Source organism: Flavobacterium sp. ACN6 (assembly GCF_002304005.1).
Lineage (GTDB): Bacteria > Bacteroidota > Bacteroidia > Flavobacteriales > Flavobacteriaceae > Flavobacterium.
In genome coordinates this window covers 61,377-77,700 of sequence record NZ_MRCQ01000016.1, presented here as the reverse complement: position 1 = coordinate 77,700, position 16,324 = coordinate 61,377, and the positions used below count along the sequence as shown (strand labels likewise).

General features: G+C 34.4%; 8 protein-coding genes. 1 reads left to right on the top strand and 7 read right to left on the bottom strand.

Annotated features, from left to right (window positions below; genetic code table 11):
* Nucleotides 1-288: 288 nt before the first annotated feature.
* The 4 genes from BSF42_RS19830 to BSF42_RS19815 form a co-directional block, all read right to left on the bottom strand.
* The gene (locus BSF42_RS19830; RefSeq protein WP_095954831.1) at nucleotides 289-2,553 is read right to left on the bottom strand and encodes an aconitate hydratase; all 2,265 of its coding nucleotides are present in this window, start codon (nucleotides 2,551-2,553) and stop codon (nucleotides 289-291) included.
* Nucleotides 2,554-2,682: 129 nt separating this feature from the next.
* Nucleotides 2,683-5,454, bottom strand: a complete 2,772-nt coding sequence (locus BSF42_RS19825) for a bifunctional aconitate hydratase 2/2-methylisocitrate dehydratase (RefSeq protein WP_095954830.1) — start codon at nucleotides 5,452-5,454, stop codon at nucleotides 2,683-2,685.
* Nucleotides 5,455-5,855: 401 nt separating this feature from the next.
* Nucleotides 5,856-6,809, bottom strand: coding sequence for a MoxR family ATPase (locus BSF42_RS19820; RefSeq protein ID WP_095954829.1), 954 nt, complete (start codon nucleotides 6,807-6,809; stop codon nucleotides 5,856-5,858).
* 78 nt (nucleotides 6,810-6,887) lie between these two features.
* Nucleotides 6,888-8,321, bottom strand: a complete 1,434-nt coding sequence (locus BSF42_RS19815) for a peptidylprolyl isomerase (protein ID WP_095954828.1) — start codon at nucleotides 8,319-8,321, stop codon at nucleotides 6,888-6,890.
* 361 nt (nucleotides 8,322-8,682) lie between these two features.
* Here BSF42_RS19815 and BSF42_RS19810 point away from each other — a divergent pair, with 361 nt between their 5' ends.
* Nucleotides 8,683-10,275, top strand: a complete 1,593-nt coding sequence (locus BSF42_RS19810; RefSeq protein WP_095954827.1) for a peptide chain release factor 3 — start codon at nucleotides 8,683-8,685, stop codon at nucleotides 10,273-10,275.
* An 84-nt stretch (nucleotides 10,276-10,359) separates the two neighbouring features.
* Here the strand turns inward: BSF42_RS19810 and BSF42_RS19805 are convergent, their stop codons facing one another.
* From BSF42_RS19805 to rpoC, 3 genes are all read right to left on the bottom strand, one after another.
* Nucleotides 10,360-11,094, bottom strand: a complete 735-nt coding sequence (locus tag BSF42_RS19805; RefSeq protein ID WP_095954826.1) for a hypothetical protein — start codon at nucleotides 11,092-11,094, stop codon at nucleotides 10,360-10,362.
* 343 nt (nucleotides 11,095-11,437) lie between these two features.
* Nucleotides 11,438-11,749, bottom strand: coding sequence for a DUF3467 domain-containing protein (locus BSF42_RS19800; RefSeq protein ID WP_012024017.1), 312 nt, complete (start codon nucleotides 11,747-11,749; stop codon nucleotides 11,438-11,440).
* Between the two features lie 10 nt (nucleotides 11,750-11,759).
* Complete coding sequence (gene rpoC, locus BSF42_RS19795) at nucleotides 11,760-16,070, bottom strand: DNA-directed RNA polymerase subunit beta' (protein WP_095954867.1); 4,311 nt, start codon at nucleotides 16,068-16,070, stop codon at nucleotides 11,760-11,762.
* Between the last annotated feature and the right edge of the window lie 254 nt (nucleotides 16,071-16,324).

The following is a 16,324-nucleotide window of genomic DNA, read 5'->3' as shown; positions in this document are numbered from 1 at the left end:
TATTACCTCAAAGGCGAATTTAACTCTTAAAAGCATAAAAACCATAATTTTTAACAATTAATTTATGCTAAAATGCCAAACTTAAAATTGAATTAATATCGAGAAAAGCTTTATTATTGATTTTCAGTTAATTAAAATTTAAACTTACTTTTCTTACAAATATGATTTTTATCTAAAAAATACAATTCCAAAAAAGTAAAAATTTTGAAGCTTTTTTCCAAGTATTCACGTTAAATAAAAAATGCCCTGTTTTCACAGAGCATTTTCTTTATAAAATATTACTTAAAATTAAGCTTTTCCAGCTGCAATTAAGTTTAAAGCAGAACCAGCAACAAACCAGCCAATTTGACCTGCGTTGTAGGTGTGATTTGCTAAGATTATATCTTTTGTACCATCTGCATGAACAAATTCCAATGTCAATGGTTTACCTGGAGCGAATTCGGTTAAATCTAAGAAATTAATAGTATCATCTTCTTCAATTTTATCGTAATCAGCTTCATTTGCAAACGTCAATCCTAAAAGCCCTTGTTTTTTAAGGTTAGTTTCGTGAATACGTGCAAAAGATTTCACCAATACCGCTTTAACACCTAAGAAACGAGGTTCCATCGCAGCATGCTCGCGAGAAGAACCTTCACCGTAGTTGTGATCTCCAATTACGATAGATGGCACTCCAGCTGCTTTGTATGCACGAGCAACAGCAGGAACAGCATCGTACTCTCCTGTTAGTTGATTTTTAACTGAATTCGTTTTTTGGTTGAATGCATTTACAGCACCAATCAGCATATTATTAGAAATATTATCCAGATGACCACGGAAACGAAGCCATGGTCCTGCCATAGAGATGTGATCTGTAGTACATTTTCCAAATGCTTTGATTAACAATTTAGCACCAGTAATATTTTTACCATCCCAAGCATCAAATGGAGCCAATAATTGCAAACGCTCTGAAGTTGGACTAACCACAACCTGAACTCCTGAACCGTCTTCTGCTGGAGCTTGGAATCCTGGATCTTCAGCGTAGAAACCTTTAGAAGGAAGCTCGTCCCCTGTTGGAGCATCAAGCATTACTTCTTCCCCATCTTCATTAATTAACTTATCTGTTAATGGATTGAATCCTAAATCACCTGCAATTGCCAGTGCCGTTACCAATTCTGGAGAACCAACGAAAGCTAAAGTGTTTGGATTACCATCTGCACGTTTTGAGAAGTTACGGTTGAAAGAGTGAACAATAGTGTTTCTTTCTTCTTTCTCTGCTCCTTCTCTGTCCCACATACCAATACATGGTCCGCAGGCGTTAGCAAACACAGTCGCGTTGATTTTATTAAACGTATCAATAAATCCATCTCTTTCAATTGTCGAACGAACAACCTCAGAACCTGGAGTAATTGTAAACTTTGCTTTTGTTTTTAAATTCTTAGCAGCAACTTGCTCTGCTAACGAAGCTGCACGAGCAATATCCTCATAAGAAGAGTTGGTACAAGAACCAATTAAACCAACCTGAATTTGTAATGGCCAGTTATTTTTTATTGCTTCTTCTTTCATTTTCGAAATTGGAGTAGCTAAATCTGGCGTAAAAGGACCGTTTAAGTGCGGCTCTAATTGCGATAAGTTAATTTCGATAACTTGATCAAAATATTTTTCTGGGTCAGCATAAACTTCTGGATCTCCAGTTAAGTAAGAAGCTACTTTATCTGCTGCATCTGCAACATCTGCTCTATTTGTAGAACGTAAGTAGCGACTCATAGAATCATCATAACCAAAAGTTGAAGTTGTAGCTCCAATTTCGGCACCCATGTTACAAATAGTACCTTTACCTGTACAAGACATAGCTGTTGCACCTTCTCCAAAATATTCAACGATAGCACCAGTTCCACCTTTTACAGTAAGAATACCGGCAACTTTAAGAATAACATCTTTAGGAGCAGTCCATCCTGATAATTTACCAGTTAATTTTACTCCAATTAATTTAGGAAATTTAAGCTCCCAAGCCATTCCGGACATAACGTCTACGGCATCGGCACCACCAACACCAATTGCTACCATTCCTAAACCACCTGCATTTACAGTATGCGAATCGGTACCAATCATCATTCCGCCAGGAAAAGCGTAATTTTCAAGCACTACCTGGTGAATAATTCCAGCTCCTGGTTTCCAGAAACCAATTCCATATTTATTAGAAACTGACGACAAGAAGTCGAAAACTTCATTACTTTGTGTTTTTGCTCTGGCCAAATCGGTTGCAGCATCTATTTTTGCCTGAATCAAGTGATCGCAGTGTACCGTGGTTGGAACTGCAACCGTTTTCTTACCAGCGTGCATAAATTGTAATAATGCCATTTGAGCAGTTGCATCCTGACATGCTACACGATCTGGTGCAAAATCAACATAATCAACTCCTCTTCCAAATGCCTTAGAAGGATTTCCATCCCAAAGGTGATTGTATAAAATTTTCTCTGTTAAGGTAAGTGGACGACCAACAATCTCGCGTGCTTTATCAACACGAGCGGGCATGTTCTCATACACTTTTTTTATCATTTCAATATCAAAAGCCATAAGTTATAATTGTTTTGTTTTTTTTATTTGATCATCACAAGTTACGAAAAATAGAGGAGTTAGAAAAGAAAAAGCCCGAGTTTATCACTCGGGCTTTCTATATATAATGATTATAACTAATCGAATATATTACATCACTAATTGTTTACTAGAAGGCGCAAACTTAGTCAAACTAATACCTTCTACTGCAGCTGTATATTCATCCATTGTAGGAGTTCTTCCAAGAATTGTAGACAAAACAACAACTGGTGTTGAAGAAAGCAATGATTCTCCTTTTTTACCCTCAGTATCTTCTACTACTCTTCCTTGGAACAAACGTGTAGAAGTTGCCATTACAGTATCTCCTTTTGCTGCTTTTTCCTGGTTACCCATACATAGGTTACATCCTGGACGTTCTAAATACAACATGTTTTCGTATTCTGTACGCGCAGCACCTTTAGGGGCATTATCATCGAATTCGAAACCTGAGTATTTCTGTAAAACTTCCCAATCTCCTTCAGCCTTAAGTTCATCTACGATGTTATAAGTTGGCGACGCTACTACAAGCGGCGCTTTAAACTCAACTTTACCATGTAAATCTTCTATATTTTTAAGCATTTGAGCAAGGATCTTCATATCTCCTTTATGAACCATACAAGAACCGATAAATCCAAGATCTACTTTTTTCACTCCTCCATAGAAAGAAAGAGGTCTGATAGTATCGTGTGTATATCTTTTAGAAACATCAACATTGTTAACATCTGGATCTGCAATCATTGGCTCCACAATTTGATCCAAATCAATAACTACTTCAGCATAATACTTAGCATTTGCATCTGGAGTTAATGCTGGTTTTTCAGCAGACTTAATTTCTGCAATTCTTTTATCAGCTTTATTGATCAATCCTTGAAGAACTTGTTTATGATTATCCATTCCTTTGTCGATCATAATCTGGATTCTTCCTTTTGCAATCTCCAATGAATCAATCAAAGTATCATCTTCAGAAATACAGATAGAAGCTTTTGCTTTCATTTCTGCAGTCCAGTCTGTAAATGTAAATGCTTGGTCAGCAGTAAGAGTTCCTAGGTGAACTTCAATAATTCTTCCTTGGAATACGTTTTCACCACCAAATTTCTTAAGCATTTGAGATTGAGTTGAATGAACTACATCACGGAAGTCCATATAACCTTTCATTTCTCCAACAAATGTCACCTTTACAGATTCTGGAATCGGCATTGAAGCTTCACCAGTAGCAAGTGCAAGAGCAACTGTTCCTGAATCGGCACCAAAAGCAACACCTTTTGACATTCTTGTATGAGAGTCACCACCAATAATGATAGCCCACTCGTCAATTGTAATATCATTAAGTACTTTGTGAATTACGTCTGTCATTGAATGATAAACGGCTTTAGGGTCACGTGCTGTGATTAAACCAAAATCGTTCATAAATTTCATCAATTTTGGAATATTTGCCTGAGCTTTTTTATCCCATACAGAAGCCGTGTGACAACCAGATTGGTAAGCACCATCAACAATTGGCGAAATAACTGTCGCAGCCATAGACTCCAATTCCTGAGCAGTCATAAGACCAGTCGTATCTTGTGAACCCACAATATTAACTTCTACACGAACATCAGAACCTGCATGTAACACTTTCCCTGGAGTAATACCAACAGCGTTTTTGTTGAAGATTTTTTCTACTGCAGTAAGACCTTGACCTTCAATAGAAATTTCTTTTGATGGAGCAAATACAAGAGGAGCTTCAACATCAAGAACTTTTGCTGCTAATGTTTGAAGTTTTTTACCAAATACAATTGCGTAAGATCCGCCGGATTTTATAAATTCCATTTTCTGAGGTGTGAATGCCTTAGAAATATCAATTAATTCTTTATCGCCGTTATAAAGCTTTTTAGTTTTTGTGTTTATTGTAAGTACAGTTCCTGTAGCAACAGAGTATGCTTCTTCCAAAACAGGTTCATTATTCTCGTTACGAATAACATCTCCATTTGCATCAAGCTTTTTAACCCAGTTTTTAAGATCTAAACCAATACCACCTGTAACATCAACAGTTGTTAGGAAAATTGGAGAGATACCGTTTGTTCCTGCAACAATTGGAGCAATATTAATAAATGGAACATACGGACTTGCTTGTTTACCAGTCCAAAGCGCCACGTTGTTTACACCAGACATTCTTGACGAACCTACACCCATTGTACCTTTTTCAGCAATAAGCATTACGCTTGCGTCTGGATACTGTGCTTGCAGCATTTTAATTTCGTCTTGTGCCTGAGGCGTGATCATGCATTTACCATGAAGTTCACGGTCAGAACGTGAGTGAGCCTGGTTACCTGGAGATAACAAATCTGTAGAAATGTCTCCTTCACCAGCGATATATGTAACTACTTTAATTTCTTCAACAACTTCTGGCAGTGAAGTAAAAAACTCTGCCTTTGCATAACTTTCAAGAATTTCTCTTGCGATTGCATTATCATTTTTAAAGGCTTCTTTAAGACGGTCTGTGTCTGCCTCGTAAAGGTAAACTTGAGTCTTAAGAACATTTGCCGCTTCTTTTGCAATAGAAGCATCATTACCCAATGCTAAATCCAACAGAACTTCAATAGAAGGTCCGCCTTTCATGTGTGATAATAATTCAAAAGCAAAAGCAGGAGTTATCTCTTTTACTAAGGATTGACCAAGAATGATTTCCTTTAAAAATTTAGCTTTAAGACCAGCAGCACTAGTGGTCCCGGGCACAACATTATAAATAAAAAACTTAAGAGAATCTTCTCTGTATTCGTTATTTAAATCTTTAATTTGTTCAATGATTTCGCTTAATAATTCAGCACCATCAATTGGTTTCGGGTGAAGCCCTTGACCTTTTCTTTCTTCAATTTCTTGGATATAATCCTGATAAATGTTCATAGTAAGAAGTATTTCTAGGTATTTTTATTTTTTTGTTCGCAAATTTAGTTATTAAAGCCGAGAATTAAAAAAAATATAATAGAACTCGCATTTTCAAAAATTATTATTGTTAAAAAACGATTTTGACCGTCTGTTTTTGCTAAAAACTCAATTTTGCATAAAAAAAATGAATTATTGATATTTTAAAATCTTTTCTTTAACAAAGTCGAAATTTAATGTTACGCAGTAAGTGAGATTTTACCTCTATTTTCGCTAAGAATCTTTCTAAATAATCAATTATAACGTTATAGTTGGAGTTTTTTAAGTCATTTAGAAGTCGCTAATAATTTCAAAACAACACTAAATAACAAAATCCTGACAATAAAAATTATCAGGATTTTTTATAATCAAAGTTTAAAAAATTACATCAGCTTTTGAATAATAACTTCTTCAGTTATTCCTTCCGCATCTGCTTTATAATTTTTAATAATTCTGTGGCGTAAAATTCCACTTGCAACTGCTTGCACATCTTCAATATCTGGTGAAAATTTTCCGTTAAAAGCTGCGTGTGCCTTTGCTGCTAAAATCAAGTTTTGAGATGCTCTTGGTCCTGCTCCCCAATCCAAATAATTTTTAACAAAATCAGTAGACAATGGATTGTCTGGACGTGTTTTACTTACTAATGTTACAGCATATTCAATAACATTATCTGCAACAGGAATTCTGCGGATTAGATGTTGAAAATCTATAATTTCCTGCGCTGTAAATAAAGGGTTAATTTCTGTTTTAACATCAGAAGTGGTTCGTTTTACCACTTGAACTTCCTCTTCAAAAGTTGGATATTCTAATTTTACCGCAAACATAAAACGGTCTAACTGTGCCTCAGGCAATGGATATGTTCCCTCTTGCTCAATTGGATTTTGAGTTGCCAAAACGAAATATGGCAAATCTAATTTATGATGCTGGCCTGCTATAGTTACCGATCTTTCCTGCATAGCCTCAAGTAAAGCTGCCTGAGTTTTTGGAGGCGTCCTATTAATCTCGTCGGCTAAAATGATATTAGAAAAAATTGGTCCTTTAATAAATTTGAAGTTTCTATTTTCATCCAAAATCTCACTTCCTAAAATATCAGAAGGCATTAAATCTGGCGTAAACTGAATTCTTTTAAAATCCAAACCTAAAGCTTGAGACAATGTATTAATCATTAAGGTTTTTGCCAAACCGGGAACACCTATTAAAAGTGCATGTCCTCCAGAAAATATACAAAGTAAAATTTGATCTACAACGGCGTCCTGCCCTACAATTATTTTCGCTATTTCTTTTTTTAATTCGTTTCTTTTTTGAACTAAATTGTGAATTGCTGTTACGTCAGACATTTATGAGTGTATTTAAAATTAAAAAGAGTTAATTCTATGAAATCATAAAACTAACTCTTTTTATTTATTTAATAAAAATTATTTTTTCAACCAGTTGTTTGCGAAGTCGCATTCTTTGTATTCGCCAATAATTTTAATGTAAGTATCTTTAATCTTATTATCAAACCATTTTGCAATTGCATTGATCTGCTTTTCTTTCAACGCTAATTCTTTAATTTTTGTATAATCTTTAGCGTAGTCAGCAGTATGATCTTCAATTCTATTAGTTACAGTAATAAGTTTATAGGTCTTTTTACCTTTATCGTCTGTATTTAAAAGCGGCTGTGTTACTTCATTTCCTTTTAAATTAGAAACCTGACTGTATAACGTTGGATCCATCTTTGTTAATTCGAAACGAGTATCCTGAGTTGTTGGGTTTACCAAAGTTCCTCCATTTGTTCTAGTTTCCTTTTCATCAGACTCTGTTCTTGCTGCATCTGCAAATGATATTTCATTACCAACAATCTTATTTCTAATATTAGTAATTCTTTCTTTTGCTTCTTTTAAAGCCGCTTCGGAAACTGTAGGAGCAATCAAAATATGACGTAACTCTACTTCTTGTCCTTTAATTTTTTCAACCATAATAATATGGAATCCAAAAGTTGTTTCAAATGGCTGAGAAATTTCACCTGCCTGCAGACTAAAAGCAACGTCTTTAAACTCTTTTACGAAAGAAGTTTTTCTGTTCATTTTATAATAACCTCCATTTGGAGAAGATCCTGGATCTTGAGAATATAAAACTGCCTTTGTAGCAAAACTTGAACCATCAAGAACATCTTGTCTTATACCATTTAATCTATCGATTACTTTTTGCTTATCTTCTTTAGAGACTTTTGGCTCAACAACAATTTGAGCTACTTCCATTTCAGCACCAAAAGTCGGTAATTCGTCTTTTGGGATTTTCTTAAAGAAATTACGAACTTCTTCTGGAGTAATTTCAACATCTTTAATAATCTTGTCTCTCATCTCTGAAGCAAGTTTTTGCTCTTTTAAGATATCGGCAAAATAAGTTTTAAATTCTTCAACAGAACTCTTCTTGTAGTATTCAACAACTTTACTGATATCTCCTCCTACTTGCTGCGTCATATAATTCAGACGCTCTTCCATCATCCCTCTAACTTCGGCATCACTCACAATAATACTATCCTGAATTGCTTGGTGAGCATACAATTTGTCTTCTAGAAGTTTACCTAGCATCTGACATCTTGTAATATCTTTAGTAGATCCGCCTTGAGCTGTAATCTCTAAAAATCCTTTATCAATATCAGAATCTAAAACAATATAATCTCCTACTGTTGCAATAATTCCGTCAATTTTTAATTTCCCGCCTGAATGAGTTTCAACAGGTTTTTCAGCTACAACATCAGGAATTATTTCTTGTGCTGTAATAATTGGAGCAAAAAAAAGAAAAAAACAAACTGTTAGTGCAAACTTGTAGTCAATTGTTTTTAGCTGTAACTTTTTTAATAACATTATTTTAAATTTTATTTGAATGTAAGCCTGTTTGAGATAATCCTCCAAAATTATGGATGTTTTTAATACTTTATCAAAACATAAATAATTAAAGTATAGTTCTTTCGTAACTTATAACGAACAAAAATAACAATTCAATTACATAATACAACTATCCGATATACTATTAACAAAAAATTATAGGATAGTTTTATAAGATCTACACAAACAACTTGTGCAACCTCTCTTAAAATGACGCTATTTTACGGAAGCCTACTTTATTGTTTAATGACTTAAAAGAGAAAAACTGTTCCAATTTAAGAAGTGAATATTTTTATTAAGCCGTAATTAATAGTATTTTTGTAACCTATTTATACGAAATATGAGCTTTTTAAAAGAAATACAACGCAGAAGAACATTTGGAATTATATCGCATCCCGATGCTGGTAAAACAACATTAACAGAAAAGTTATTGTTATTTGGAGGGGCAATTCAGGAAGCGGGAGCTGTAAAAAACAATAAAATTAAAAAAGGAGCAACGAGTGATTTCATGGAAATCGAACGCCAAAGAGGTATTTCGGTTTCGACTTCTGTACTTGCTTTTAATTATAAAGATAAAAAAATCAATATCCTTGATACTCCAGGACACAAGGATTTTGCTGAAGATACATTTAGAACCTTAACCGCTGTTGACAGTGTAATCGTTGTTATTGACGTTGCAAAAGGGGTTGAGGAACAAACTGAAAAATTAGTGGCAGTTTGTAGAATGCGTAACATTCCGATGATTGTTTTCATTAATAAATTAGACCGTGAAGGTAAAGATGCTTTCGATTTGATGGATGAGGTGGAGCAAAAATTAGGTTTAAAAGTTACGCCTTTAAGTTTCCCTATTGGAATGGGTTATGATTTCCAGGGAATTTACAATTTATGGGAAGAAAACATTAATCTTTTCAGTGGTGACAGCCGTAAAAATATTGAAGAAACAATTGCTTTTTCTGATGTTCAAAACAATCCAGAATTAGATAAAATTGTTGGTCAAAAAGCAGCCGAAAGACTTCGTGAAGAATTAGAATTAATTGATGAAGTTTATCCAAAATTTGAGCGTCAGGATTATTTAGATGGAAAAATACAACCTGTATTTTTTGGATCTGCTTTGAATAATTTTGGAGTTCGTGAATTGCTAGATTGTTTCGTTGCAATAGCTCCATCACCAAGACCAAAAGATTCAGAAACTCGTTTGGTTGATCCAACTGAAGAAAAAATGTCAGGTTTTGTATTTAAAATCCATGCTAATATGGATCCTAAACACCGTGACCGTTTGGCATTTATCAAAATTGTTTCTGGAACTTTTGAAAGAAACAAACCTTATTACCACGTTCGTCAGAAAAAAAATCTAAAATTTTCTAGTCCGAATGCCTTCTTCGCTGAGAAAAAAGAAATCGTCGATATTTCATATCCAGGAGACATTGTAGGTTTGCACGATACAGGGAACTTTAAAATTGGAGATACTTTGACAGAGGGCGAAATTATGAGCTTTAAAGGAATTCCAAGTTTCTCTCCAGAACACTTTAGATACATCAATAATGCCGATCCGATGAAAGCAAAACAATTGGATAAAGGTGTCGACCAATTAATGGACGAAGGTGTTGCGCAGTTATTTACTTTAGAAATGAATAACCGTAAAGTAATTGGAACTGTTGGAGCGCTTCAATATGAGGTAATTCAATACCGTTTGGAGCATGAATATGGTGCAAAATGTACTTATGAGAATTTCCCAGTTCACAAAGCTTGCTGGGTAAAACCTGATGATGCTAAAAATGAGGAATTCAAAGAATTTAAACGTATTAAGCAAAAATTCTTAGCTCATGATAAGTATGGTCAATTGGTATTTTTAGCCGATTCTGATTTTACAATTCACATGACACAAAGTAAATATCCAAGTGTAAAATTATACTTTACATCAGAGTTTGATTAATTCTTTTTTAAGAAGAAAAACATAAAAAGGCTGTCTAATATATTTTAGACAGCTTTTTTCTTTATACTCTCACAAGTTTGTTGATTACTGAGTATAGTTAATTCCTAATCCACCAGCAATATAAATTTTAGTAAGTTCATCTGATGCAATAATTATGTTTTGTTCTAATACATTCCCTTTAACCCTATTTATATTAAAAGGAATTTCTTTGGAAAGATAGTAATCATCTCCACTAACGGTAACCATGAGCGTTTTGCTGTCTTTCAAAATTTGCGTGGATATAGAAAATTCTCCCGTTTTTGGATTTATTTTTACTGCTTTTTCCGAGCTATTAATAAACAAAATTAAATTAGGATATTCCTCTTTATTAAATGGCTTATTTGTTTTAGCCTCTAATAATTTTCCTTTAATTGTTATTAAAACTTCTTTTTCTACTACATGACTTTGCACAACTTTGCCTAATTTATAAGTATTCGGTTTGGCGCAAGCGATTTCAGTTTTAATTGGTTCTTTTTGCTGTGCCGCGATATTTGAGGTTATCAAAACAGAAGCTGCCACCGCTGCATATTTAAGGTTGGCTATTCTGGAGGTTTCGTTATGTTGAAATTCTTCTTCCAATTGTGATACTTTTAGTCGGGCACAGATGTTTTTATCTTTACTTTCTGTAATAAACTTAGCAATCTCAGAATTTGTTTTTCTACTTAAATCAATTACATTTTTCATGCAGGAATCACAAAATGATCCATTTGAATTTGGAATCATATTGTCAAAATTTTCAGAACATGGATTTGCTATCTCTAAGGTGAATTTCTTTTTCATACTGTATATTCTTTTAAGTTAAAATCTATTACAGATCGTTACCTATATAGAGTATGTTTTCAATGGAAAGGTTGGGAAGGAAAAGAAAAAAAACTTCAAATTGTATATTTATTTTTCAGACATAAAAAAAACGCTAATCAAAAATTAGCGTTCTTCTTTAATTTGAATTAATCAACCTTACTAAGTCATTATATTCAAAAATTAATCTTTCATAGGAGTTACCAAATTACTTTAAAACAACAGTCTAAAGAAATTTAGTCGATTAAAAGAGTTTAAATCAGATAAACTGCAATTACTAAAGTTATCCCATAAAAAAAGCCCCATTTTCATGGGGCTTTAAAAATTATGCTTGTCCAGCAGGACCAAAATTAAGCGGTATTGGTGCTTGCTCTGTCTCTTTGATTTCGCCGTGAGCTGCTTCAAATCGATGGATATTTTCACCTATTGCTCTTAATAATCTTTTAGCATGTTGTGGTGTCAAAACAATTCTTGACTTTACCTTGGCTTTAGGAATACCTGGCATAATGCTCACAAAATCTAAAACAAACTCTGATGATGAGTGATTAATAATCGCTAGATTAGAATAAATTCCTTCTGCGATAGTTTCGTCTAACTCAATATTAATTTGCTCTTGTTGTTGTTTCGGATTACTCATAGTTTCCTAATTAATAAATATATTCTTCTTTATTAGCCATCATTTCGTTGTAATCGTCTTTAGATCCTACGATAGTGTTATCGTATTCTCTCATACCAGTTCCCGCAGGAATTCTGTGTCCAACAATTACATTTTCTTTCAATCCTTCTAAATCATCTACTTTACCAGCTACAGCAGCTTCGTTAAGTACTTTTGTCGTTTCTTGGAAAGAAGCAGCAGAGATGAATGATTTAGTTTGTAGCGAAGCTCTTGTAATACCTTGAAGAACTGGCGTTGCAGTTGCAGTAATTACGTCTCTTGCTACAACAAGATTTCTATCATTTCGTTTCAATAATGAATTTTCATCACGTAATTCACGAGGTGTAATAATCTGACCTGGTTTCAACACTGAAGAATCTCCAGCATCTTCAACTACTTTCATACCGTATAATTTATCATTTTGAACGATGAAATCTTTAGTGTGAATTAATTGATCCTCTAAGAATAAAGTATCACCTGGATCCTGAACTCTTACTTTACGCATCATTTGACGAATAACTACCTCAAAGTGCTTGTCATTAATTTTTACCCCTTGTAAACGGTATACCTCTTGAATTTCATTTACCAAGTACTGTTGAACAGCAGCCGGACCTTGAATTCTTAAGATGTCATCTGGTGTAATTGCACCGTCAGACAATGGAACTCCCGCTCTTACGAAGTCATTTTCTTGAACTAAGATCTGGCTAGAAAGTTTAACTAAATACTTTTTAATTTCACCAAATTTAGATTCGATAACGATCTCACGGTTACCTCTTTTGATTTTTCCAAAAGATACAACACCATCAATTTCAGATACAACTGCTGGGTTAGAAGGGTTACGAGCCTCAAGCAACTCAGTAATTCTTGGTAAACCTCCCGTGATATCACCCGCTTTAGAAGAGCGACGTGGAATTTTTACTAATACTTTACCTGCTTTAATTTTCTCACCGTTTTCAACCATTAAGTGTGCACCTACTGGTAAGTTGTAAGAACGAATCAATTCACCTTCTTTACCGTAAACCAATAAAGTTGGAATTAATTTTTTGTTTCTAGCCTCAGAAATTACTTTTTCTTGGAAACCAGTCTGCTCATCAATCTCAACCATGAACGATTGTCCTTGCTCTAAATCTTCGTAAGCAATCTTACCAGTAAATTCAGAAACAATTACACCGTTATATGGATCCCATTTACAGATTACAGTTCCTTTTGCGACAGTATCACCATCATTTACAAAAATACTAGATCCGTAAGGAATGTTATGTGTATTTAAAACAATTCCAGTTTTCTCATCAACTAATTTTAATTCAGTTGAACGTGAAACTACGATATCAACAGAGTTTCCTTCTCCGTCTTCTCCTTTAACTGTTTTTAAATCTTCAATTTCAAGTCTACCGTTAAATCTTGTAATAATACTAGATTCTTCAGAGATACCTCCAGCAACCCCTCCAACGTGGAACGTACGAAGTGTCAACTGTGTACCTGGCTCCCCAATAGACTGAGCTGCAATAACTCCGACAGCTTCACCTCTTTGTGTCATCTTACCAGTAGCTAAGTTTCTACCGTAACATTTAGCACAAATACCTTTTAAAGCCTCACAAGTTAATGGAGATCTAACTTCTACTTTTTCAATTGGAGAAGCTTCGATAGTTCTCATGATTGCTTCAGTAATTTGTTGACCAGATTGAACCATTACTTCATTAGTAAGTGGATTTATAACATCTTGCAATGCAACACGTCCTAAAATTCTTTCTCCTAATGATTCAACGATTTCCTCATTTTTCTTCAAAGCAGATACTTCAACACCTCTTAAAGTTCCACAATCTTCGATGTTAACAATAACATCTTGAGAAACGTCATGAAGTCTTCTTGTTAAGTAACCAGCATCGGCCGTTTTAAGAGCCGTATCCGCAAGACCTTTACGAGCACCGTGAGTAGAAATAAAGTACTCAAGGATCGAAAGACCTTCCTTAAAGTTAGAAAGAATCGGGTTTTCAATAATCTCACCACCACCAGCAGTAGATTTTTTAGGCTTAGCCATCAAACCACGCATACCAGTTAACTGACGAATCTGTTCCTTAGAACCCCTTGCCCCAGAGTCAAGCATCATATATACAGAGTTGAAACCTTGCTGGTCTTCTCTAATATTTTTCATTGCTAACTCTGTTAACTGAGCATTTGCTGAAGTCCATACGTCAATAACTTGGTTGTAACGCTCGTTATTTGTAATAAGACCCATGTTATAGTTAGTCGAGATACCTTCAACTTGCTCTCTGGCATCTGCAATTAACTTCGTTTTTTGTTCTGGAATTCTAATATCACCTAAAGAGAATGATAAACCTCCTCTAAATGCGAACTTATAACCCATATCTTTCATATTATCCAAGAAAGCCGCTGTAGTAGGTACATCAGTTACACTTAAAATGTGACCGATAATATCTCTAAGGTTTTTCTTAGTCAATACATCATTGATATATCCAGCTGCTTCTGGTACTACTTCATTAAATAATACACGTCCTGCAGTTGTTTGAATAATTTTGAACACTAATTCTCCAGCGTCATTAAAATCTTTTGCTCTAATTTTCACACGAGCATTCAATTCTAATCTTCCTTCGTTTAATGCAATGTTTACTTCTTCAGCAGAATAGAAAGTTAAGTCTTGACCTAAAATTACATGTTCTGGTGTTGAGATACGTTCTTTGGTCATATAATATAGACCCAAGACCATATCCTGAGAAGGTACAGTAATTGGAGCACCATTTGCAGGGTTAAGGATATTGTGAGAAGCCAACATTAACAATTGTGCCTCTAAGATAGCCTCTGGTCCTAATGGCAAGTGAACTGCCATTTGATCCCCATCAAAATCGGCGTTGAAAGCCGTACATACTAATGGGTGCAATTGGATCGCTTTTCCTTCAATTAATTTTGGTTGGAAAGCTTGAATACCAAGTCTGTGTAACGTAGGAGCACGGTTCAGTAATACTGGGTGTCCTTTAATTACGTTTTCAAGGATATCCCAAACTACAGGCTCTTTTTTGTCTATAATTTTCTTAGCAGATTTTACTGTTTTAACAATACCTCTTTCAATCAATTTACGGATAACAAAAGGTTTGTATAACTCAGATGCCATATCTTTTGGCAATCCACATTCGAATAATTTTAATTCAGGACCAACAACAATTACCGAACGAGCAGAATAATCCACACGTTTTCCAAGTAAGTTTTGACGGAAACGCCCTTGCTTACCTTTTAAGGAATCTGATAATGATTTTAATGGTCTGTTAGATTCTGTTTTAACAGCAGAAGCTTTACGAGTGTTATCAAATAATGAATCTACAGATTCCTGTAACATACGTTTTTCGTTTCTTAAGATAACTTCTGGAGCTTTAATCTCCATTAATCTTTTCAAACGATTATTACGAATAATTACACGACGGTATAAGTCATTTAAATCTGAAGTTGCAAAACGACCTCCATCAAGTGGCACAAGCGGACGTAATTCTGGTGGAATAACAGGAACCACTTTCATGATCATCCACTCAGGACGATTTTCGCGGTTTAAGTTAGACTCACGGAAAGACTCAACAACTTGTAATCTTTTTAAAGCTTCAGTTTTACGTTGTTTAGATGTTTCATTATTAGCACTGTGTCTCAATTGGTAAGACAACTCATCTAAATCGATACGTGCTAATAAATCCATAATACACTCTGCTCCCATTTTGGCAACAAATTTATTAGGATCCATATCATCTAAATATTGATTTTCTTGCGGAAGAGTATCCAAAATATTCAAATATTCTTCTTCAGTTAAGAAATCTAATCTTTGTAATGATTCTCCATCTGCATTTTTAGCAATACCAGCTTGAATTACTACATATCTTTCGTAGTAAATGATCATATCTAATTTCTTAGATGGAAGACCAAGGATATAACCAATTTTGTTTGGAAGAGAACGGAAATACCAGATATGAGCAATTGGCACAACAAGGTTGATGTGTCCTACTCTATCACGACGTACTTTTTTCTCAGTAACTTCAACACCACAACGGTCGCAAATGATACCTTTGTAACGAATTCTTTTATATTTACCACAAGCACACTCAAAATCCTTAACAGGTCCGAAGATTCTTTCGCAGAAAAGTCCGTCACGTTCTGGTTTGTGCGTTCTGTAGTTAATAGTTTCTGGTTTCAAAACCTCTCCTCTTGATTCTTTCAAGATAGATTCTGGTGAAGCCAATCCAATTGAGATTTTATTGAATCTTTTAACTGGATTTTTATCTTTATTATTATTTCTATTATTCATCATAGTTTTTACTATTGATTTATTTGCAATTAAAAAATTGATTTTTTTTGAAGCTATATGCATTAGGCTGTAAGCTTTATGCATGTGCTTACGGCTTATAGCTTAAGGCCTACGGCATTCAAAATACTACCTCGGGTTACTTCTCTAAACTTCAAACCTTCTTATTTTGAAGTGCTAATTATAAAACGCTTAGGGTTTATATAAAAAATCGGAACGGGTTACGGGTATAAATCCTAAAAACTTTTATTTTAATAAAC